Annotated in this window: 21 protein-coding genes and 1 pseudogene; 18 read left to right on the top strand and 4 right to left on the bottom strand. The window is 47.0% G+C overall.

Annotated features, from left to right (window positions below; genetic code table 11):
• The first annotated feature begins 8 nt into the window (after nucleotides 1–8).
• The 10 genes and pseudogenes from QZ942_RS08000 (at nucleotide 9) to QZ942_RS07955 (ending at nucleotide 12,036) form a co-directional block, all read left to right on the top strand.
• On the top strand, nucleotides 9–3,164 hold the full coding sequence (locus QZ942_RS08000; RefSeq protein ID WP_292994418.1) for a multidrug efflux RND transporter permease subunit: 3,156 nt from the start codon (nucleotides 9–11) through the stop codon (nucleotides 3,162–3,164).
• A 62-nt stretch (nucleotides 3,165–3,226) separates the two neighbouring features.
• Nucleotides 3,227–3,715: pseudogene (locus tag QZ942_RS07995) on the top strand (shikimate kinase); the annotation flags it as partial.
• 108 nt (nucleotides 3,716–3,823) lie between these two features.
• Nucleotides 3,824–4,924: a 3-dehydroquinate synthase gene (gene aroB, locus QZ942_RS07990; RefSeq protein WP_292994538.1), complete on the top strand. Its 1,101-nt coding sequence runs from the start codon at nucleotides 3,824–3,826 to the stop codon at nucleotides 4,922–4,924.
• Nucleotides 4,917–6,038, top strand: a complete 1,122-nt coding sequence (locus QZ942_RS07985; RefSeq protein WP_292994416.1) for a deoxyguanosinetriphosphate triphosphohydrolase — start codon at nucleotides 4,917–4,919, stop codon at nucleotides 6,036–6,038. The genes aroB and QZ942_RS07985 overlap by 8 nt, the downstream gene beginning before the upstream one ends.
• A 176-nt stretch (nucleotides 6,039–6,214) precedes the next feature.
• Entirely contained in the window at nucleotides 6,215–7,288 is a 1,074-nt protein-coding gene (gene hemE / locus QZ942_RS07980; protein WP_292994414.1) for a uroporphyrinogen decarboxylase, read from the top strand.
• Between the two features lie 44 nt (nucleotides 7,289–7,332).
• Complete coding sequence (locus QZ942_RS07975; protein ID WP_292994412.1) at nucleotides 7,333–8,028, top strand: response regulator transcription factor; 696 nt, start codon at nucleotides 7,333–7,335, stop codon at nucleotides 8,026–8,028.
• Nucleotides 8,003–9,298 (top strand): HAMP domain-containing sensor histidine kinase, encoded by a 1,296-nt coding sequence (locus tag QZ942_RS07970; RefSeq protein ID WP_292994410.1) that lies wholly within the window; start codon nucleotides 8,003–8,005, stop codon nucleotides 9,296–9,298. Before QZ942_RS07975 ends, QZ942_RS07970 begins: the two co-directional genes overlap by 26 nt.
• A gap of 238 nt (nucleotides 9,299–9,536) precedes the next feature.
• Entirely contained in the window at nucleotides 9,537–10,493 is a 957-nt protein-coding gene (locus tag QZ942_RS07965; protein WP_292994408.1) for a sodium-dependent bicarbonate transport family permease, read from the top strand.
• A 42-nt stretch (nucleotides 10,494–10,535) separates the two neighbouring features.
• Nucleotides 10,536–10,853, top strand: coding sequence for a transcriptional regulator (locus QZ942_RS07960; RefSeq protein WP_292994406.1), 318 nt, complete (start codon nucleotides 10,536–10,538; stop codon nucleotides 10,851–10,853).
• A 388-nt stretch (nucleotides 10,854–11,241) separates the two neighbouring features.
• Nucleotides 11,242–12,036: a lysophospholipid acyltransferase family protein gene (locus tag QZ942_RS07955; protein WP_292994404.1), complete on the top strand. Its 795-nt coding sequence runs from the start codon at nucleotides 11,242–11,244 to the stop codon at nucleotides 12,034–12,036.
• Here QZ942_RS07955 and QZ942_RS07950 read toward each other — a convergent pair.
• From QZ942_RS07950 to QZ942_RS07940, 3 genes are read right to left on the bottom strand one after another with little or no spacing between them, the layout of a single operon-like run.
• Nucleotides 11,987–12,790, bottom strand: coding sequence for a symmetrical bis(5'-nucleosyl)-tetraphosphatase (locus QZ942_RS07950; protein WP_292994402.1), 804 nt, complete (start codon nucleotides 12,788–12,790; stop codon nucleotides 11,987–11,989). The two genes, QZ942_RS07955 and QZ942_RS07950, sit on opposite strands and share 50 nt — an antisense overlap.
• A gap of 60 nt (nucleotides 12,791–12,850) precedes the next feature.
• Complete coding sequence (dapB, locus tag QZ942_RS07945; protein ID WP_292994400.1) at nucleotides 12,851–13,657, bottom strand: 4-hydroxy-tetrahydrodipicolinate reductase; 807 nt, start codon at nucleotides 13,655–13,657, stop codon at nucleotides 12,851–12,853.
• 41 nt (nucleotides 13,658–13,698) lie between these two features.
• On the bottom strand, nucleotides 13,699–14,112 hold the full coding sequence (locus tag QZ942_RS07940; protein WP_292994398.1) for an outer membrane protein assembly factor BamE: 414 nt from the start codon (nucleotides 14,110–14,112) through the stop codon (nucleotides 13,699–13,701).
• Between the two features lie 77 nt (nucleotides 14,113–14,189).
• On the opposite strand from QZ942_RS07940, the gene fur reads away from it, so the two are divergent.
• Together fur and QZ942_RS07930 are read left to right on the top strand one after the other, a co-directional pair.
• On the top strand, nucleotides 14,190–14,630 hold the full coding sequence (fur, locus tag QZ942_RS07935; protein ID WP_292994396.1) for a ferric iron uptake transcriptional regulator: 441 nt from the start codon (nucleotides 14,190–14,192) through the stop codon (nucleotides 14,628–14,630).
• A 4-nt stretch (nucleotides 14,631–14,634) separates the two neighbouring features.
• A complete protein-coding gene (locus QZ942_RS07930; RefSeq protein WP_292994394.1) occupies nucleotides 14,635–15,906 on the top strand; it encodes a lytic murein transglycosylase in 1,272 nt (423 codons plus the stop codon).
• Nucleotides 15,907–15,944: 38 nt separating this feature from the next.
• On the opposite strand, the gene QZ942_RS07925 is transcribed toward QZ942_RS07930, so the two are convergent.
• Complete coding sequence (locus QZ942_RS07925; RefSeq protein WP_292994392.1) at nucleotides 15,945–16,931, bottom strand: malate dehydrogenase; 987 nt, start codon at nucleotides 16,929–16,931, stop codon at nucleotides 15,945–15,947.
• Nucleotides 16,932–17,509: 578 nt separating this feature from the next.
• Here QZ942_RS07925 and QZ942_RS07920 point away from each other — a divergent pair.
• The 6 genes from QZ942_RS07920 to QZ942_RS07895 all read left to right on the top strand — a co-directional run bounded on the left by QZ942_RS07920 (nucleotide 17,510) and on the right by QZ942_RS07895 (nucleotide 22,005).
• Complete coding sequence (locus tag QZ942_RS07920; protein ID WP_292994390.1) at nucleotides 17,510–18,289, top strand: DUF5995 family protein; 780 nt, start codon at nucleotides 17,510–17,512, stop codon at nucleotides 18,287–18,289.
• A 116-nt stretch (nucleotides 18,290–18,405) separates the two neighbouring features.
• Complete coding sequence (locus QZ942_RS07915; RefSeq protein ID WP_292994388.1) at nucleotides 18,406–19,278, top strand: formylglycine-generating enzyme family protein; 873 nt, start codon at nucleotides 18,406–18,408, stop codon at nucleotides 19,276–19,278.
• A gap of 143 nt (nucleotides 19,279–19,421) precedes the next feature.
• Complete coding sequence (locus QZ942_RS07910; RefSeq protein WP_292994386.1) at nucleotides 19,422–19,775, top strand: HRDC domain-containing protein; 354 nt, start codon at nucleotides 19,422–19,424, stop codon at nucleotides 19,773–19,775.
• On the top strand, nucleotides 19,750–20,757 hold the full coding sequence (locus QZ942_RS07905) for a reverse transcriptase domain-containing protein (RefSeq protein ID WP_292994384.1): 1,008 nt from the start codon (nucleotides 19,750–19,752) through the stop codon (nucleotides 20,755–20,757). Before QZ942_RS07910 ends, QZ942_RS07905 begins: the two co-directional genes overlap by 26 nt.
• 1 nt (nucleotide 20,758) lies before the next feature.
• Complete coding sequence (locus QZ942_RS07900) at nucleotides 20,759–20,974, top strand: SUMF1/EgtB/PvdO family nonheme iron enzyme (protein ID WP_292994382.1); 216 nt, start codon at nucleotides 20,759–20,761, stop codon at nucleotides 20,972–20,974.
• Nucleotides 20,975–21,189: 215 nt separating this feature from the next.
• On the top strand, nucleotides 21,190–22,005 hold the full coding sequence (locus QZ942_RS07895; protein ID WP_366836259.1) for a formylglycine-generating enzyme family protein: 816 nt from the start codon (nucleotides 21,190–21,192) through the stop codon (nucleotides 22,003–22,005).
• The last annotated feature ends 343 nt before the right edge of the window (nucleotides 22,006–22,348 follow it).

Below are 22,348 nucleotides of genomic sequence, written 5' to 3'. Positions count from 1 at the left end.
CTGCACACATGGCCAGATTTTTTATTGAACGACCAATTTTTGCTTCGGTTCTGTCGATTATTATCGTTCTAGCAGGATTGGCTGCGGCTATGCAATTACCCATCGAACAGTATCCGAGGATTACACCGCCAACAGTTATTGTGACGGCAACATTTCCGGGTGCAAGTGCGGAGACCATGATCAAAACGGTGGCTGCGCCGATCGAGGAGAAACTCAGCGCAATTGAGGGCTTGTTGTACTTTAATTCCAGTGCTGATTCAAGCGGCCGTCTGACGATTACCATTACTTTTGAAATTGGAACCGATATTGATCGGGCTACTTTCAATGTCAGCAATGAAGTCAATACCGCCTTGGCACGTTTGCCCGATGAAGTGAGGCGCACCGGCATTACCATTCAGAAACGTTCGAACGATCTGTTGCTGGTTTTTGCGATAACTTCCAAAGATCCGAAGCATACGCCGCTATTCTTGAGTAATTTCATTACGATCAATATTTTGGATGATATGAGACGTGCCAGCGGTGTGGGGGAAGCCCGGATTTTTGGCGCACAGGACTATTCCATGCGGATTTGGTTGCGGCCTGACCGGATGGCGCAGTTGGGTATTACAACCACTGACATTGCAAGTGCCATCCGGGCGCAGAATGCGCAGCAAGCCATCGGGAAAATAGGCCAGGAACCGGCGTTGGCGGATCAACAATTGGTTTATACCGTGACCGCAAAAGGGCGGTTATTAGAGCCAGAACAGTTTGAGAATATCATTCTGCGTTCAGGCGGGCCGCGCGGTGTGCTCTATCTGAAAGATGTGGCGCGGATTGAGCTGGGTGCGCAAGATTATGCGACACGTACCTTGCTCAACGGCAAACCGGGATTAGGGATTGGTATTTTTCTGCGTTCGGGTGCCAATGCGCTGGATACAGCAGCCGCTGTTAAAGCCAGGATGATTGAGCTGCAGCAATATTTTCCGGAAGGCATGGAATACGTTATCTCTTATGATACCAGCGTGTTTGTTAAAGAATCGATCTGGGAAGTGGTAAAAACCCTGGGGGAAGCGATGCTGCTGGTGGTTCTGGTGGTTTATTTGTTTCTACAGAGCTGGCGTGCGACATTGATTCCGATTATTGCCATCCCGATTTCCTTGATTGGCACCTTTGCCGGATTATGGCTACTGGGCTACTCGATCAATACGTTGACGCTGTTTGCGATGGTGCTTTCGATCGGCATAGTGGTCGATGACGCGATTGTCGTGCTGGAAAATATTGAGCGGCTGATGTCGCAGGAGAAGTTATCGCCGATTGATGCGGCCATCAAAGCAATGCAACAGGTATCCCGCGCCGTGGTGGCGATGACCATGGTTCTGGTGGCGGTTTTTATCCCTGTTGCTTTTCTCGGCGGTATCGCCGGGGAGCTGTACCAGCAGTTTGCCGTGACAGTGGCTGTCGCCGGTGTTATTTCCGGTATTGTCGCTTTAACGCTGACGCCTACATTGTGTGCGGTCTTACTTCGCCCCACACACCGCCAATCTGTTTTTTTTACCTGGTTTAATAATCATTTTGAGCGTGTGCGTAGACTCTATGTTGGTATGGTTGGCTTGAGCTTACGTCATGTGGCTAGAAGCGCGCTGATATTTCTGGTGATGATTGCTAGCCTGGTTTATTTAGTAAAAAATATTCCTGAAAGCTTTGTTCCGCCGGAAGATCAAGGCTATGTGATTGCAGCGGTGATCTTGCCAGATGGCGCAACACTGGCGAGAACAGTCAGTACGGCGGATGCCATTAATACTGAGATGGCAAAAGAATCTGCCGTGGCTTTTCAGTTCGCGGTCAATGGATTAGATTTTATTGGTGGCGGCAATAAAACCAATGTTTCGACCATGTTCATCCGTTTGAAGGATTGGTCAGAACGCACCACAACCGCTACGGATATTGTGAAAAAATTGTTTCTGATCGGCGCACAACAACCGGATGGTTTGGCGATAGCCTTTAATCCACCGGCGATACGTGGCTTGGGTAGTACGGGCGGCTTTGAACTATTTGTTCAAAGCCGGACAAATTCAGAGACGACGCAATTGGCCAGTGTGGTGAATGAGTTGGTACAAACCCTGAAACAGGAACCCAAACTGGCGACTGTGAATACTTTCTTGCGAACATCGGTGCCGCAATATTTTGTTGAAGTGGATGAAGCCAAAGCCATTGCACAAGGAGTGTCCATTGCGGATATCTACGCAACGTTGCAAAGCACTATGGGATCATTTTATGTGAATGACTTTAATCGTTCCGGACGGACCTATCGCGTGCAGTTGCAAGCTGAAGCGGCTTATCGCATGAAAGCGGAGGATCTCGGTAAGGTTTATGTGCGTTCAGAATCCGGTTCGATGGTTCCTTTATCTGCACTGAGTACAGTAAAGCATATCGTGGGTGCAGAGCAATTGGAACGATTCAACGGGCTATTGTCGGCAAAAATAATGGGCAGCGGTGCGAGTGGGGTCAGTTCCGGGGATGCGATAGCATTGGTTGAAAGTATTGCAGCCAGAACATTGCCGGAGGGTTATCAGATCGCTTGGACCGGTGCTGCATTTCAGGAAAAGAAAATGGGTTCGGCGGCAATTTTTGCGTTTAGCTTGGCCGTTGTGATGGTTTTTTTGATTCTGGCAGCGCAATTTGAAACCTGGGCACTGCCACTGGCTGTCATTATGGCGATTCCATTCGCGATGGTGGGTGCGTTGATAGCGATTTTGTTGCGCGATATGCCGAATGACATTTATTTTCAGATTGGGATGGTGACATTAATTGGACTGACAGCAAAAAATGCAATTTTATTGGTCGAATTTGCCAACCAGAGGATGAAAGAAGGGGTTGCGATTAAACAAGCAGCCATTCAATCCGCTCAGCTACGTTTCCGACCTATTGTAATGACTTCCATGGCTTTTATATTAGGAGTAGTCCCTTTGGTACTTGCAACCGGTGCTGGCTCAGCGGCTCGGCAATCGATGGGAACAGGCGTCTTTGGCGGGATGATCATGGCAACTCTGATTGCGACGATATTTGTGCCGTTATTTTTTTCCTGGTTTGTGAGCAAACATGGCCCCAAACACCCTGGAAACAATCAAAACACACTGAAACAACCCGCGTTATCCTTCAAGCCTGTCAAAAAGACTCAGAATTAACTGACAAGGCGTGACTAACCAGTGAGTGTATCTGCGTACTTACTGCTGCTACAATCACAGGTATGAATTTAAGCAAAACGAAAATACTTCAACCCGTTCAGAAAAAACTGGGGAATACCAATATAATTCTGGTGGGTATGATGGGTGCCGGAAAAACGACCATCGGTAAAGCACTGGCTAATTCTCTGGGTAAGGAATTTGTCGACTCAGATCATGAGATCCAGGACCGTACCGGTGTAAAAATTCCGGTGATATTTGAGATTGAAGGTGAGGCTGGCTTTCGTAAACGTGAATCTGAAGTGCTGGTTGAGCTGGTTAAAAAAAGTAATATCGTATTGGCTACCGGTGGCGGCGCAGTGCTGAGCCGGGAAAATCGTCAAATACTGCGGCGCGGCGGGATCGTTATTTATCTCCGGGCATCGGTCAATGATTTGTACCGGCGCACCCGGTATGATAAAAGCCGGCCATTACTTCAGACACAAAATTTGTTTGCACGATTGAATGAACTCTATGCGCAGCGGGATGCGCTGTATCGTGAAACAGCTCATATCATCATTGATAGCGGGAAACAAGGTATCCGTTTTTTAGTACAAAAACTCATTAATAAGTTAATATCTATTGATTTCAACAATATAATGCAAAATAATAACAAAAATATCATGCAAACTATCACGGTAGATTTTACGCCTTCGTCAGAAAAGCGCAGCTATCCCATCCATATCGGTCACGGAATCCTGCAACAGATTGATTTGATCGTGTCTTGCTTGCCGCAAAAAAGAGTCGCTATCGTCAGCAACACAACGATTGCACCACTCTATCTGGATAATTTGCGCGCAGCATTGGAGAAACAGGGAGTTATTTCTGTTTCGATCATCCTGCCGGATGGCGAAGCCCATAAAAATTGGGAAACTTTAAATTTAATTTTTGATGCACTCCTTAAAAATCACTGCGAACGAAATACTGCCATTTTGGCGCTGGGTGGTGGTGTGATCGGTGATTTGACCGGATTTGCCGCGGCGACTTATTTACGGGGCGTGCCATTTATTCAGATTCCCACGACATTGCTGGCACAGGTTGATTCCTCGGTAGGGGGTAAAACCGGTATTAATCATCCCTTAGGTAAAAACATGATCGGCGCCTTTTATCAGCCGCGTATGGTATTGGCGGACAGCGCAACATTGAATACGTTGCCGGATAGAGAGCTGCGCGCAGGTTTTGCTGAAATTATCAAGTATGGCTTGATTCGTGATCCAGCGTTTTTTGATTGGCTGGAACGAAATATGCATCGCTTGTTAGCACGGGACCCGGTGGCGTTGAATGAAGCGATCCAACGTAGCTGTGAGAATAAAGCTGAAATAGTTGCTGCGGATGAAAAGGAAGAAGGGGTAAGGGCTTTGCTGAATCTGGGGCATACATTTGGACATGCCATAGAAAATGGGATGGGGTATGGTGTCTGGTTACACGGTGAAGCAGTGGCGGCCGGCATCGTGCTGGCAGCTGATTTATCCCGGCGCATGAAACTCATCAGCGAAGCGGATGTTAGCCGTATCCGCAAGATTTTTTTACAGGCTGGGTTGCCGGTTGTAGCACCCAGAATGCCGTCGGAAAAATATTTGCAATTGATGATGCTGGATAAAAAAGTGGATGCTGGCAGAGCACGTTTTATTGTTCTCAATCGCATCGGTGAAGCCGTGATGCGGGCGGATATTCCACCTGCCATACTGAATGAAACGATTTTGGCTTGTATGAGTGATGAATAAGCGGACTGTTTATGCAGTGTCTTCTGATAATTCACGTGGACGCATGATTCCTGAAGAGCCGCCTGCCGGGCGGAGTGAATTTCAGCGTGATCGGGATCGAATCATACACTCTACAGCCTTTCGCCGCCTGGAGTATAAAACCCAGGTTTTTGTCAATCATGAAGGGGATTTATTCCGTACACGTCTGACGCATAGCCTGGAAGTTGCGCAGATAGGGCGTTCGATTGCAAGAAACTTGGGGTTAAATGAAGATTTAGTTGAAGCAATTTCACTGGCTCATGATCTTGGGCACACCCCATTTGGGCATGCGGGTCAGGATGTATTGAATGAATGCATGCGGGAATATGGCGGTTTTGAACATAACCTCCAATCCTTGCGGGTTGTGGATGTTCTTGAGGAACGTTATGCCACTTTTGATGGTTTGAATCTTTGCTATGAAACGCGGGAAGGAATACTCAAGCATGTGGCGAGGAAAAACATTCCAAAACTTGGCGCATTAGGAGAGCGTTTTTTGCAGCATAGAAATCCTTCTCTGGAAGCGCAGTTAGCCAACTTTTCTGACGAAATTGCCTACAATAATCACGATGTGGATGATGGATTGCGCTCGGGTTTAATCACATTGGATCAATTGGAAGAAGTCTCTATTTTTTCGCGTCACCTAACACAAGTGAAAGATAAATATCCGATACTGCCGGAACGTCGCATGGTTTATGAAACGGTGCGCAGTATGATCAATACGCTGGTAACCGATCTTATTCAGCAAAGTACCCGCAACATCAAAGATGCCGGTATTGATACGCTGGCTGCAGTGCATACAGCGCCGCCGCTAATCGGCTTTAGCCAGCAGATCAAAAAGGAGCAGCAAGAATTGAAAAAATTTCTGTTCGATAACCTTTACCGGCATTTTCGTGTGGTACGCATGAATAGCAGGGCGCGTCATACTATTGAGAAGTTATTTGCAGCTTTTAGCTCGGAGATACTGCTGCTGCCTGTCAAATATCAGAAAAAATTTGAGCAGGAAGGACATCAGGCGATCGCTGATTATATTGCTGGAATGACGGACCGGTATGCGATTAAAGAGTATCAGCGCTTATTTTCTATTACAGAAAATTAATAATGAACAGAGTTTCAATTGAAAGAACACCTCTTTTATCAAGACAGATTGATTTTCATGCCGGATAGACAATATACGTGATAGCTATTCACTGGTAATATTGCTGATTGGGGAAAAGGCTAACATACTTGCTTGCGAGTAGCCTTTCAAAAGAACAATAAGATATAGGCTTTTTAATGACAACACTTAAGAATGATACGTTTTTGCGTGCGCTTCTGAAGCAACCCGTTGAATATACACCTGTTTGGCTAATGCGTCAGGCGGGTAGATACCTGGCGGAATATAATGAGACGCGTGCTCGTGCCGGGGATTTCCTGTCTTTATGCAAAAATCCTGGATTTGCTACGGAGGTGACACTGCAGCCGCTGGCGCGTTTCCCGCTGGATGCCGCAATATTGTTTTCGGATATCCTGACAATTCCTGATGCAATGGGATTGGGATTGTATTTTTCACAAGGTGAAGGCCCCATGTTTGAACGTCCTTTACGCGAAGAAAAAGAAATTCGTGCATTAAAGGTGCCTGATCCCGGCCAAGAATTGCGTTATGTGATGGATGCGGTTGCAGAAATCCGCAAAGCTCTGGATAACCGGGTGCCGTTAATTGGTTTTTCCGGCAGCCCCTTTACACTCGCCTGCTATATGGTTGAAGGGCGTGGCGGTACAGAATTTCGTGAAATCAAAACCATGCTGTATCAGCGCCCCGAATTGCTGCATCACATACTGGATGTGAATGCCAAGGCTGTGACGGCTTACCTGAATGCGCAGATTGAATCCGGTGCGCAGACTGTAATGATTTTTGATACCTGGGGCGGGGCACTTTCACATGCGGCTTATAAGGAATTTTCATTGCGTTATATCCAGCAGATTGTTTCCGGATTAAAGCGTGAGCAGGATGGTGTGCGTATTCCAAGTATTGTTTTTACCAAAGGTGGCGGTTTATGGCTGGAAGCCATTGCGGATATTGGCTGTGATGCTGTCGGGTTAGACTGGACAATAGATATTGGTGACGCACGTCGCCGTGTCGGGGATAAAGTTGCTTTGCAGGGTAATCTAGACCCTTCAGTGCTTTTTGCATCGCCCGAAGTAATCACTGCGGAGGTGGAAAAGATACTGGCCAGTTATGGGGATGGAAGCGGTCATGTGTTTAATCTGGGGCATGGCATTTCTCAGTTTACTCCCCCTGAAAGCGCAGCGGCATTGGTAGAGGCTGTTCATACATTGAGCCGTAAATTTCATTCGGTGAGCGTGTAAACAGATTTGGAGATCATCGCAAGTAATTTTGTAATAGTAAGTTTATGCATATATTGATTATTGAGGACGATTTGGCGATCGCTGCCAATCTGTATGATTTTCTGGAATCACGAGGTCATACGGCAGATGCTGCTGTCAATGGTATTGCGGGACTTCATCTTGCCGTAACACAGCGATTTGACGCAATTTTGCTTGATTTAGGTTTGCCTGGAATGAATGGAATGACTTTGTGCCGTAAACTGCGGCAGGAATCACAGATTGACACGCCGATTTTGATGTTAACAGCCCGCGATACACTGGATGATAAGCTGGCTGGTTTTGAGCAAGGCGCGGATGATTATCTTGTCAAGCCATTCGCATTAAAAGAAGTCGAAGCGCGCTTGTTGGCGATGCATAAAAGGCATGTCGGAAAAGTTGCGAACCGCAAGTTGGAGTTTGACAAACTGTCTTTTGACCCGAAAACATTTTCCATTCTTTTCGACAATCAGACTGTAAAGATTCCGCCCAAGTGCATACGTTTATTGGCACTGATGATGAGCGAACCGGGCAGGGTATTCAGCCGGGAAGAGCTTGAGCTGGAAGCTTGGGAAGATGTCCAGGAAACAAGTGATACCTTGCGTAGTCATATGCATATTTTGCGACGTGCCTTATCCAAGGCCGGCGGTTACGACCCAATTGAGACGGTTCATGGTCTTGGTTATTGTTTGACATCTCGTGCGCAGATTCCCGATAGAACATAGTCTGCGCTATCGTGTTGCTGTAGCGCTGGCGACATTCAGCATTTTTACTGTTGGTACACTGTGCATTATTCTTTATTTTGTTTCAGACAACATAGAGGAAGACCATATTGGACAAGTGATTGAAATGGAAATGGATCATCTTGTTTATCGCTATCAGAAGCATTCGGACTTTATTTCTCAAGTCGGCTCACATCTAAAAACCTATGTTATTCATGATATAGACGATGAGCTGCAGATTCCTGCTTATTTACGCGGACTTAATGCTGGTTATCATCGTATTTACTACGGCCTTGAGGATTTCCATGTTTTAGTACGCATTGTTGATGAAGTGAAGTTTCTTGTAGCGTATCGGATTGCGCTTCATCAACAGCGATTGAGTAAACTGAGGTTACTCATTTTATTGTCTTGGGTCGTAGTAGTTGCTATTGCGTTTGCAGTCGGGTATCTACTTGCAAGAATACTGGTTAAACAAGTGACAGATCTGGCTGAGCGAGTCAATTTACTCGCTCCGGGAGATGTCCAGGTTGGATTATTAACGCAGCCTGGAATGGATGAGGAAGTAGCGCAACTTGCGCGCGCATTGGATGATTATCAGAATCGTATCAAGCGCATGCTGCAACGTGAGCAAGAATTTACTGCTAATATTAGTCACGAATTAAGAACGCCGATTACTACTATTTTGACCAGTTGTGAGTTGCTGGTTGCGGCAGCCGACATACCTGTCAAAGCCTATCAACGTATAAAAATGATTGAAGCGGCTGCCACCCGCATGGGTGAGCAGATCCAAGCCTTGTTATTCCTTGCGCGTGAACAAGCGCTCGGCGTCATAGAGACAGTGGCAGTTGCAGAATGTGTTTATGATGCAGCAGATCCATTAATGGTTGAGATTTCCAGGAAGAAGCTCGCTTTTGAAGTACTGATTGCTCCCGATGTGGTGCTTACGGTCAATCGCCAAGCACTGCATACAGTACTGATGAACCTGATTCGAAACGCGGTGCAATATACGCCAATAGGGCATATCCGGGTTGGATTTGATCATCAACGACTGTCTATTTCAGATTCCGGAATCGGGATAGAACCGGCTTATTTGCCATTGCTGTATGAGCGCTTCTTTCGTGGTTCAACACAGGGGCAAGGATTAGGGATTGGACTTGCTATTGTGAAGCGAATCTGCGATCACTATGGCTGGTTGATCGAAGTAAACAGCACGCCTGGGCAGGGTACAACTTTTCATATTGTTTTCTCCGAGCACTCCTCTAGTATCAGATAGTTAATTAGATCAATATTATTCACGAATTCTTCACATTTCCTGTGTTAACGTTTTCAACCTTAGAGTCTCGTAGAGTTTCAGATAAAATTGAGTAGTGTGGTGTCTTGCTGTCTACAGAATTTGTCCGGGTTAATTTAGTTCCGAATCTACGATGCTTTGAAGAAGACTGTGGTACGGGGCGAATTTATTTTAAAACTAAAATATTAAATAACATCAAATCGAATAGGGAGTTTTTTGTATGGCATCTATACAACCAGTAGTGCTTTTTTTTGTATTCGGGGTTTTGGCAGGTGTAATCAAATCTGACCTCAAAATACCCGAAGCTTTATATAAGAGCTTGAGTATTTTTCTGTTGATCGCCATTGGTTTTAAAGGCGGTGTGTCAATGGCCAAGTATGAAATCATGGAGGTGCTGCCTGTCGCGCTTTCCATGGTTGTTTTATCAGCGCTCATTCCGCTGACAGCTTACCCGATATTAAGGTACCTAGGTAAATTCACCCAGGCTGATGCGGGCGCTATTTCCGCGCATTATGGCTCGGTGAGCGCGGTAACTTTCGCTGTGGGCGTAGCCTTTCTGGCTGCGAAGGATGAACCTTCCGAAGGTTATATGGTGCTGATTATGGCGCTGATGGAGATACCAGCGTTGGTAACCGGTACGATCTTGGCACGTGCAGGTGCTGGCGGTGAAAAAACCCAATGGGGCAAGTTGATGCATGAAATCTTGACCGGTACCAGCCTGTATCTCTTGGTAATGGGTGTAATTATTGGTTATTACGCTGGCGTGGTGAAGCTGGTATCTCCACTAGACAAAATGTTTATGGACTTGTTTATGGGTGTGCTGGCCTTCTTCTTGTTGGAAATGGGTTTGCTGGCAGCGGCACGACTGAAAGTGGTTGCCCAAAAAGGTGTATTCATAATTAGTTTTGGTATACTTTTTCCGATGTTGATGGCAATGTTAGGCGCTTACTTGGGTTGGATGTTTGGCTTGTCGGAAGGCGGCACGATGTTACTGGCTGTCTTGTACGCTAGCTGTTCCTATATCGCTGCGCCTGCAGCCATGCGTCTTGCGGTACCCGATGCGGATCCAGCACTTTCATTAGGCGCTTCTCTCGGTGTGACTTTCCCCTTTAATATTTTTATTGGTGTACCGATTTATTGGGAAATGTCGCATTGGTTCCATAGCATCGCAGTTTAAATAAGATTGAATTTATTGAATGTTTATTGATGGGAAAAATTTATGAATAACACAATAGCAATGAAACGATTTGAGATTGTTGTCGGTATCGAACAACTCGAAAAATTGACGGAATTATTGGATAGATGTTCAGTGCGTGGCTACACCGTTCTTAAAAATGCAGGTGGACTCGGTTCACGCGGTATACGGGGCCCCGGTGATGTGTTGATGGAACAAGAAAATGTGATGGTTGTTCTTGCTTGTAAAGATGATCAAGCGCAAAGAGTGCTTGATGAGCTAAGACCTGCGCTAAAGAAGTTAGGTGGTATGTGCCTGATTTCCGAGTGCATGTGGGTTGAAGGGCCGGCAGTTTCTTATTAATTCCGGATTCTTTTAGATCTTTTGTATCGTTCTGTAATATGCGCACCAATTTTTTAGTTGTGAATTGCGCGTATTACAGAATTTTTCGTTTAATAGCTTGGTGAAATGTGATGTGAAGTCACTAATGCAATATCCATCCAATCACACATATTACTTTCTATAGTCTGCGCAAGATTTAAGGATTCTTTATCGTTTAATCCCATGTCTGGCACAGATTAGTATTCCAATACAGAAGTTCGCGCACATTTGTCTGTATAATCCCGTTTCCCAATTTTGATAAGAAAAGCCGGATCTACGGGACACAATAAAAGTAACTACCGGTGAGTCTTCCTGGTAAATTTCTGACGACCTGAGATCTACGCAACCGTTACCCAGCACAGTTCGCTACATGCAAAAAACCACCCCTCTGTTACTGCGTGTTATTCGCATGGTCCGCTTGCTGTTCCAAATTGCTTCAGGATTACTGCAGTCCATTGTCTATCCGTATTTTCCACAGAATATTCAGCGCCGTATGATGCAGAATTGGGCAGCCGGCTTACTATCTATTCTCGAAATCAGGCTGCATTGTTATGGCAGTTTGCCGGCAGCGGAAGTGCCGCGCGTGTTGTTTGCTGCTAATCACGTATCCTGGTTGGATGTTTGTGTGCTGATGGCAGCTTGTCCGACTCGTTTTGTGGCAAAAGCAGAAATAAGCAAATGGCCGGTATTGGGTTTGTTGAGTCGAAATGCTGGCACATTATTTATTGAACGTGCAAAACGTAGCGATACCTTGCGTATTAATCAACAAATCAGCGAAGTACTGGAACAAGGTGAGCGGGTCACCGTATTTCCCGAGGGCACGACAACCACTGGTATGCAATTAAATCATTTTCATGCGTCATTGCTGCAATCGGCAGTAACCTCCGATGCATTACTTTATCCCGTGGCCATTAGTTATCGTAATAGCGCAGGCGATATCTGCCAGGAGGCTGCTTATATAGAGCCCTCTCTGGTCTTGTCGTTACAGAGGATACTGAGCCAGACAAGCATTGATGTTAGTTTGACTTTTAATCAGCCGATTCAATGTGGCTTGAAGAATCGGCGGGAATTGGCACGCTTATCGGAACAAGCGATCGCTGATACGCTGGCGCTGCCTATTGCGCACAAGGAAGCTGAAAAACTTTCCGGTCTTCCAGACGAATAGCAGTCAGTTGTCCGCCCCATACACAACCAGTATCCAATGCAATCAAGTTATCTGTGATGTGCAGCCCTAATGCCGACCAGTGGCCGCAAATAATGGTTTTTTTCTGGCTGGCTCGTTGCGGTACGTTAAACCACGGCACATAACCCGTGGGAATGGATTGCAGATCACCTTTAAAAGCAAAATTCATTTTGCCTGTCACAGTGCAGATACGCATCCGCGTCATGGCGTTGATGATCACCCGCAGGCGAGTATAACCAGTCCATTCATTTTGCCAGTAATTGGGTTCATTGCCATACATCTGTGAGAAAAATTCCTGATAATTATCCTGACGCAAAGCATGCTCGGCTTCATGCGCTAATTGCTCAGCTTGCGCAATAGACCAGCTCGGTAACAAACCGGCATGTACCATGGCGTATTGCTCTTGCGCATGAAATAGCTTCTGCTGCCGCAACCAGTGCAACAATTCATCCCGGTCAGGCGCATCCAAAATGGGCTGAATTGTGTCACTGGAATGGCTTTTTGCGATACCTGCTGCAACCATCAAAAGATGTAAATCATGATTACCCAGCACCATGATCATCGTATTGTTAGCTTGTTTGATATAACGCAATAGGGATAATGAATCAGGGCCGCGATTAACAATATCCCCAACCAGCCACAATTTATCCTGTGCCGGATCGAACTGGATTAAATCAATAAGCCGCTGGAATGCGGTAAAACAGCCTTGTAAGTCACCGATTGCATAAGTTGCCATCTTTGGGTTACCGCTGAACGAATGTAACGTTACATTGCTGCTTTAGTAATAGAAAATATATTAGCGTAGTCCGAGCACATCCTGCATATCGAATAAGCCATTGGGTTTGTCGGCAAGAAAACGTACCGCGCGCAATGCGCCCATCGCAAAGGTCATGCGACTACTGGCTTTATGAGTGATTTCCACGCGCTCACCGATACCGGCAAATAGCGCGGTATGATCACCCACAATATCACCCGCACGGATGGTCGCAAATCCGATGGTTTCCGGGTTTCTCTCACCGGTCACGCCTTCACGTCCGTAAACTGCCACTTTACTCAAATCCCTTCCCAAGGTTTCCGCGATTACTTCGCCCATACGCAGTGCGGTGCCGGATGGCGCATCCACTTTGTGCCGGTGATGCGCTTCGATAATTTCAATATCGTAGCCTTCATTCAGGACTTTTGCGGCAATTTCCAGTAACTTGAAAGTCACATTCACGCCAACACTCATATTGGGTGCGAATACAATAGCAATGTCCTTTGCTGCTGCTTTGAGATGAGCTTTTTCCTCGACTGAAAAACCGGTGGTGCCGATAACCATCTTTACACCAGCTTTCTGACAAGCGGAAAGATGGGCCAGTGTGCCTTCCGGACGGGTGAAGTCAATCAATTGATGGCAGCTTTCTAAGGCGCCAGAAAAATCGCTCACTATAGGGGTGCCACAACTGGCGCCTATTAATTCTCCTGCGTCTTTATTCAGATAAGGGCTGCCAGTTCTTTCGAGTGCGGCAGCGAGCTGCATATCGGGCGCTTGAGTGACTGCTTCCAGCAATGTGCGACCCATACGTCCAGAGCTACCTGCGATAGCAATCTTTTGAATTATCATTTTGTTTTTGCTTGGTTTTAAATTTAAGTAAAGAATGAATATCAAGGAACAGCTTTCTTAACTTCCGTATCGTCAGACTGAGTTTTTTCTGCATCAGGGCTAGCATTGGCTGGCTTTGGTTTGATGGGATCCTTAGAGAAAGACAGATGATTTTCAATATTCACCAACATGTCATCTTCAAAAAAAACGGTCATTCTTTTTTGTTCGATTAATTCTCCCTTCTCACGAAATAAGTAGACGTAATCCCATCGGTTATCACGGAAAGCATCCAGGATGAGCGGCGATCCCAAAACGAAGAGTACTTGGGATTTGGTCATGCCAGGTTTTAATTTTTCTACCATTTCTTCTGTAACAACATTGCCCTGCTGCACATCTATCCTGTAGAGAATAGAAGGCAGGAATGAACACCCTGCCAGCAGCAGGCACGTAAGCAGTGCGAAAATTTTTGCGGCCATTTTGTTGATATTATATGTTTCCAAAGTGAACACAGCACTATATGATACAGTAAATAATTTTCCGAACAGAGAGAACCATGGGTAACTTCGACGATCTGAAAAGTAAAGATCTAAAAAATATTGGCCTAAAAACAACACTGCCAAGGCTAAAAATACTGAATTTGTTCGAGCAAAGCAGTGTCCGCCATCTATCTGCTGAAGATGTTTATAAAGTATTGATCAGCGAAGGTGAGGATATCGGATTGGCTACTGTCTATCGTGTTTTAACACAATTTGAACAAGCTGGATTGTTGGAGCGGCATCATTTTGAAAGCGGAAAGGCTGTTTTTGAACTGAAAGGCGATGGCCATCATGATCACTTGGTTTGTTTGCAATGTGGCCGTGTTGAAGAATTCTATGATGCAGAAATAGAGAAACGCCAGACAGCCATTGCGAAAGACCGGGGATTTACCCTGCAGGAACATTCATTGTCACTCTATGCCGATTGCACTAAACCAAACTGCCCTCATCGAAAATAACAAAATGCCAGTGATTGCTACCCGCTATTTCCCTGCTTTGAGTTTTTCCTTGGCGCATAGCGCATGTTGCAGGAAGATAGGCTCAGGAATCATGGCGTTTATTGTTTTGACGTTCACACACACTGTTCATGCCGAAAATAACGATTTTGGCGAGTGCATTGCCCGAATAAAAGCACAAGCCAAAGCAGAAGGTATTTCTGACAGAACAGTCAGTAAGGCGCTGGATAAGGCCAAATACATACCGCGTGTGATTGAACTGGACCGGCGTCAACCGGAATTCACGCAAACATTTGCAAATTACTTTAACACGCGTATCAATGATGAACGTATACAACGTGGCCGGGAATTATTTACCAGACATCGTCCTTTACTGAATCAGATTCAGCAGGAAACGGGTATTCCGGCACAATATCTGGTTTCATTCTGGGGTCTGGAAACTAACTACGGCGGGCATTTTGGCGACTGGTCAGTGGTCGATTCATTAGCCACGCTTGCCTGTGATCCGCGTCGCAGCACCTTTTTCACACAGGAATTGTTCAATGCCATGCGCATTGTCGATGCGGGAGATATCTCGCCGGAACGGATGATCGGCTCATGGGCGGGAGCCATGGGGCATATGCAATTCATGCCATCGACTTTCTTGCGCTATGCCAAAGATATCGATGGCGACGGGCGTCGTGATCTGTGGGGTAGTATCCCGGATGCCATGGGATCTGCGGCAAATTTTTTACGGCAATTGGGTTGGGCGCCTGGTTTAGACTGGGGACGGGAAGTCCGGTTGCCACCAGCTTTTGATTATTCGCTGGCAGGGCGTGATCAAATGCTGAGTGAGGCGGAATGGGCAAAACTGGGTGTTACCACAGCCGCTGGAACGCCATTGGTACCTACCGAACAGAGAGCTGCATTGCTCGTTCCTTCAGGCCATCAAGGACCCGCTTTTCTGGTTACCAAGAATTTTTATGTGATTATGCGCTGGAATCGCTCGGAATTTTATGCGCTGTCAGTCGGACATCTGGCAGATCGCATTGCCGGTGCGGCCGCATTACATCGTACACCACGGGCTGATACGGAAAAAATATCCCGCGAACAAGTACGCCAGCTTCAGATGGATTTGTCCACACTGGGCATTGATGCCGGTGACGCGGATGGTGTAATGGGTTCAGTTACCCGTCAAGCAATCAGCCGGTTCCAGAAAAATACCCAGCGTATTGCGGATGGTCATTTGGATACAACATTATTGATGGTTATTCGTGAAGCGGCGAGTATGGTACGCTAAACAAAAGCTTACTGAGAATTTTGATAGGTACTTTCGATTTAAGCGAGCAAATGCTTAATAGCTTCCTGCTCAGCAATCAATTCCTGATAGCTTTTCTGCATTCTTTCTCGATCTGACTGAGTTATTTCTAATCCTTCGACAATTTTATACTGGCCGTTCTTGCAAGTGACTGGGTAACTGAAGATAACCCCTCTGGGTATATCGTAGCATCCATTGGCCGGTACACCCATAGATACCCAATCATCTTCCGGAGTACCGAAAATCCAACTCTGCATATGATTGATGATCGCATTGGCCGCGCTGGCTGCGCTGGATTTGCCACGACGCGCCTCAATAATCGCCGTGCCGCGTTTTTGTACTGTCGGGATAAAGTGATTTTCAACCCAAGCCGCATCTCCAATTAGCGATGCCACCTGGCCATTGCCAACGGTTGCATGGCTTAAATCAGGGAATTGCGTATTGGAATGATTGCCCCACACGATCATTTTTTTGATGTCTGACACAGGAGCATGGAGCTTCAGTGCGACTTGAGACACTGCACGATTATGATCCAACCGCAACATCGCCGAGAAATTCGCGGGATCCAGATCGGGTGCATTTTTTAAGGTAATGTAAGCATTCGTATTGGCAGGATTACCGACGACCAATACTTTGACATTACGCTTGGCAGCGACATTCAGTGCTTTTCCTTGCGCGATGAAAATAGGGCCATTGGCTGCAAGGAGATCCTTGCGTTCCATATTCTCACCCCGTGGCCGGGCACCTACCAGCAAGGCAATGTCCACATTATCAAATACAACCTCTGGATTATCGGTAGTGATAATTTCAGTTAATAATGGGAAAGCGCAGTCATATAACTCCATGACGATGGCCTCGAAAAACGGCTGCGCATCAGTAATGTCGTGCAACTGCAGAATGACCGGTTGATCTTTGCCAAACATGTCACCAGCCGCAATGCGAAATAGCAAGCTATAACAAATCTGTCCAGTTGCACCGGTGACAGCAATACGAATAGGCGATTTCATTTTTTCCAATCCTCGAGAATCCGTCAATAACTTGGGAGATTGGCGGTATATGGGGAAAAGTGAAGGAATTATACTTGCAATCAGGGTCTCGCGGAAGAGCAAGTTTACTTAAGAAAAAATAAATGCGATAGGGCATTGATTGCAGATTGAAATACACGGAGTATCTGGAATGTAAAGGAATCTCTAAATAATTCACCCTTGTCATTCCGAACGTAGTAAGGGATCTTTGGCAATCAACAGTATAGATTTCTCGCTCTGCTCGAAATGACAGTTAATCAGAGGTTCCTAAAGGGACCTGTGCTGCTACAAAATTTTCAGGTTTTGCAGATAAAAATTGGCGATCATTGTTTGCTGACAAGTCCGCGTACATTGAACTTGCATCATAATTTGTATTGCGTATGATGCTGAAGTTGAATAACTAATGGGCGCTTCTAAAAATTCAAAGTTCTAAACAACACGAGGCACGAGCAAAAAATGGTTACGCAGCCTATAGCTGATATGTAAGGAAACATTTTTTGTGAGCAACAAAGTGTTGTGACAAAATTTGGATTTTTAGAGGTGCCCTAAAAGGAGATGCTATGAATACCGAAAGTTTCCCCGCTTCTATTTCTACGCCCGCAACATCGATTGACGAAGTTATCGCGCAATTAACAGCCATCATTGAATGGTCCAAACAAAATGATTCACGCATCGGTTACTTTGCAGCGTTGTATCGCAAAGTGACCATCCAAGTTAAGAAAGGCATTACAGACAATTTTTTTGACGATGGTCCGCGCATGGAGCGACTCGATATCATTTTTGCCAATCGCTATATTCATGCGTGTTATCAGTATCAGACAGGACAAACGCCGACGCAATCCTGGGTGCGTGCATTTAATGAAACCGAACACTGGTGGCCGATTGTATTACAGCATTTGCTGATCGGCATGAATGCGCATATCAACCTGGACTTGGGAATTGCTGCGGCAGAAACAGTTCCCCCAGGAGAGCTACCCGGTCTCAAAGGTGACTTTGATAAGATCAATGGCGTACTTGCTGGCCTGGTGGGTGACGTACAAAAGGAACTGGCGGAAATATGGCCTCTCCTGAAATTGCTCAATAGTGCTCTGGGTAGCGTGGAAACAGCGATCATCAATTTCAGCATGGAAAAGGCCCGCGATGCCGCCTGGTCATTCGCAGAAAAGTTATCTCCCTTATCCGAAGAACAACGCCAGCAAGCGATCATCGATAAAGATCAAATGATCGCATTATTTTCAAACGTCATTTCCCATCCGGGTTTTTACGGGTCTTTCATCATCGGCATCATTCGCCTCGGGGAGCGGGGCACGACACGTCAACGTATTGAAATTTTGGAATGATGGGTTTGTAACGCTCACTAAAATCTGCCATGTACATCCGCAAACACACCATTTTCCCCGAAGAATTCCCGGAAGCCTGGGCCTCTGATTGGGGCGAAGATGAATTCGGTCTATGGATGGCGTTCACCTACAAAGGCGTGCGGCAGGCGTTTCGCTGGTGTGAACCGGGGACGTTTTTGATGGGGTCACCGGAAAATGAACCGGAACGGGAATCGTTCGGTAATGATGAAACTCAACATCAAGTCACTTTAACCAAAGGGTTCTGGATTGCTGATACAACGGTGACACAAGCGCTGTGGGAAGTTGTAATGGGGGATAATCCCAGTCATTTTAAAGGGGAAGAACTTCCAGTAGAGAAAATCAACTGGAAGGAAGCTCAAGCCTTTATAGCCAAAATGAACGGCCTGAAAGCAGAGTTGAAATTATGCCTGCCGACCGAAGCACAATGGGAGTACGCCTGCCGCGCCGCGAGTACTGCACCATTTTGTTGGGGAGATCAGATTGATTCAACGATGGTTAATTTTGATGGAAATTATCCATACAACAATGGCAGTCCGAGCGAATATCGGGAACAGACTATCGCAGTCAAAGAACTGTACTGTAACGACTGGGGCTTGTACCAGATGCACGGTAATGTGTGGGAGTGGTGCCAGGATCGCGTTGGAGATTACCCGGCGGAGCCGGTAATCGATCCACAAGGGCCGGAATCAGGCGATTCCCGCGTGCTGCGCGGCGGCTCTTGGGACCGCCACGGCAGGTACTGCCGTTCTGCGCACCGCTCTCTCCACGATCCGTCGTACCGCTACGACAGCTTCGGTTTCCGTCTTGTCCGAGGTCATGAGCTCCAGTCAGTCAGGTCAGTTCGAGCAGGCCAGCAGCCGGCTGGCAGCCACGCTGGCGGAGCGCGTGGGGGACAGACGGGGGATGGTCTGCGGGGCGGGAAAGAGCCGAAAGGTATGTTGGATCGGTTTAAAGATTTAATGAAGTGATGAAATACAAGTTCTTTGCCGTTTCTGCCTGTGCTCCCGATTCATCCGCAGAAGAATTGAATGCTTTTTGCAGTCAGCACCGTGTTAGTTTTGTGGAGAAACACTGAGTTGCTGATGGTGCCAATAGTTTTTGGTCAATCTGCGTGACCTGGCTGGACGGCGAAGCCGCGCCTTCTGCCAGCATTCAGAAAAAATCTTCGGTGGATTACAAGCAAGTGCTGAGTGAAACGGATTTTGGTTTGTATATTGAACTGCGTAATTTGCGCAAAGAACTGGCTGATAGTTATGGTGTGCCACCGTATGCCTTGTTCACCAATGAGCAATTGGCTGCGATGGTGGAACAACGGATTCGCAATAAAACCGCATTACAGGCCATTCCGGGTGTTGGAAAGTCACGGGTGGAAAAATATGGCGATCAATTTCTACAAAAATTGACCGGATTTTGGGCAGGCGATGTACCGGAAGGCGACGATGAAGCGCATTCGGATCGATCTTGAACAGATTGCCGGTCATGCCAATCTGACGCTGGCGTTACACAAAGCTGCCAGTGGTAAACGCCACCGCGATCCAATCAGCCGGTTTCTGCAACAAGCTGAGGAAAATCTGAATCAGCTAGCCCAGGCGATTCTGGATGGTCGAATGCCTTATGGGGATTTCCGTTCTTTTATCATTCATGATCCGAAACGGCGCACCATTCATGCTGCTTGTTTTGAAGACCGGGTTTTTCATCATGCCCTCATCAATTTGGCCGGGCCGGTATTAGAGCGTGCCATGCTGCCAACCAGTTTTGCTTGCCGCCCGGCCTTGGGTGTGCACCGGGCGGCAGATTCGGCACAGCAGTCTATCCGCCGGTATGGATGGTACGGCAAGATAGACATTGACAGTTATTTTGCCTGCATCGACCAGGATATTTTATTGTCGATACTGTTGCGCCGCTTCAAGGGAAGAGCGTTTGAAGCGCAGTTGCAGCGTTTGCTGGCTTGTTACCACACTCGACCCGGCAAAGGTTTGCCGATTGGTTCTCTGACCTCGCAATATTTCGCCAATTATTATCTGGATGGCCTGGATCGGTTGCTGAATGAATTGCCGGAAGTGCGGGCGCATGTGCGCTACATGGATGATATCGTGTGGTGGTGTGACGATAAGCAACAAGTGCAAGAGATTTTACTACTGGTGCAGAACTGGCTGCATGAACAGCGTCAGCTTACGGTCAAACCCAATTGGCAAATCCAGCGCAGCGATCAAGGCATTCTTTTCTGTGGTTATCGCATTCTTCCGGGTGTCATGCGTATGAGCATTCGCCGCAAACGCCGTTATCAGCAGCGCCGCTTATACTGGGAACACCAATGTCGGCAGGAATGGATTACCCCGGCACAGTTGCAAACGGCCTACGCCGCCGTACACTCAATCACGCAGGGAACGGACAGCTTAGGCTGGCGGCGAGGGAATTTGCTGCAACACCCTGCGCTGGTTGTGTAGAATGATGATGGGTGAAGGTCGAAAAGGCGATTCCCGCGTGCTGCGCGGCGGCTCTTGGAACAACAACGGCAGGAACTGCCGTTCTGCTAACCGCAATCACAACGATCCGTCGAACCGCAACAACAACATCGGTTTCCGTCTTGTCCGAGCTCGACACGCTGTTGGAATGAGCGTGAATGACCAGATCTTTATCCAGTTCAATCCGATGGTTGATTGACAAAAAGCAAGGTCGCCGGATGCGCTAGTAATGCGGATGGATGTTCGTGTGAACGCCCGCCGGTTGACCGTCTTTTTAAACTAAAGAAATTAGAGAAATCTTGAATGATCCACGGATGTCATTCCGAACATAGTGAGGAATCTTTGGTAATCAGTGTTATAGATTTCTCGCCATGCTCGAAATGACAATTACTCTGTTGCTCCTTAGAAACTAATATGTTCGTTATCCGTAAACACACGATTTTCCCCGAAGAATTCCCGGAAGCATGGGCCTCTGATTGGGGCGAAGATGAATTCGGGCTATGGATGGCATTCACCTACAAAGGCGTGCGGCAGGCATTTCGCTGGTGCGAGCCGGGGACGTTTTTGATGGGGTCGCCACCAGATGAGCCGGAACGCTATGATGATGAATTGCAACATCAGGTGACTTTAACCAAAGGCTTCTGGATGGCTGATACGACAGTGACGCAAGCGCTGTGGGAAGTGATGATGGGGGAAAATCCCAGTCATTTTAAAGGGGAAGAACTTCCAGTAGAGAATATCAACTGGGAGGATGCTCAAACTTTCATTACCAAAATGAACGGCCTGAAAGCAGAATTGAAATTATGCCTGCCGACCGAAGCGCAGTGGGAATATGCCTGCCGCGCCGCGAGTACTACGCCATTTTGCTGGGGAGATCAGATGGATTCAACGTTGGTTAATTTTGATGGAAGTCGCCCTTACAACAATGGTAGCCCAAGTGAATACCGGCGTCGGACTGTTGATGTCAAAGAGCTGCCGTGCAATGACTGGGGGCTATACCAGATGCACGGTAATGTGTTGGAATGGTGCCAGGATCGGTATGGAGATTACCCGGCGGAGCCGATAATCGATCCACAAGGGGCGGAATCGGGCGATTCCCGCGTGCTGCGCGGCGGCTCTTGGTACGGCTACGGCAGGCACTGCCGTTCTGCTGGCCGCTATCACGGCGATCCGTCGGACCGCCGCGGCAACGTCGGTTTCCGTCTTGTCCGAGGTCATGAGCTCAGGTAGAGTGCAATACCCGGAGGGTATTGCACTAAGTCAAACACAGCAGGCCAGCAGCCGGTTGGCAGCTGCGCGGCGGAGCGCGCGGGGGACAAAACGGGGGATGGACTGCGGGGTACTATCAGCGCTTAAGAGGTCTCTGAAGGGCACCTCTAAAAATCCAAATTTCGTCACAACACTTTGTTACTCACGCCTCGTTTTGTTTGGAACTTTGAATTTTTAGAGGCGCCCTGAAGCGTTGTCATTTCGAGCATGGCGAGAAATCTGCGCAGTTGATTCCCAAAGATTCCTCACTTTGTTCGGAATGACAAAGAAAAAAAGGTCAAATGAACCGTTAAGTCCATTTGAC

This window comes from Nitrosomonas sp., assembly GCF_021731985.1.
Lineage (GTDB): Bacteria > Pseudomonadota > Gammaproteobacteria > Burkholderiales > Nitrosomonadaceae > Nitrosomonas.
This window is presented reverse-complemented; position numbering and strand designations above follow the sequence as displayed.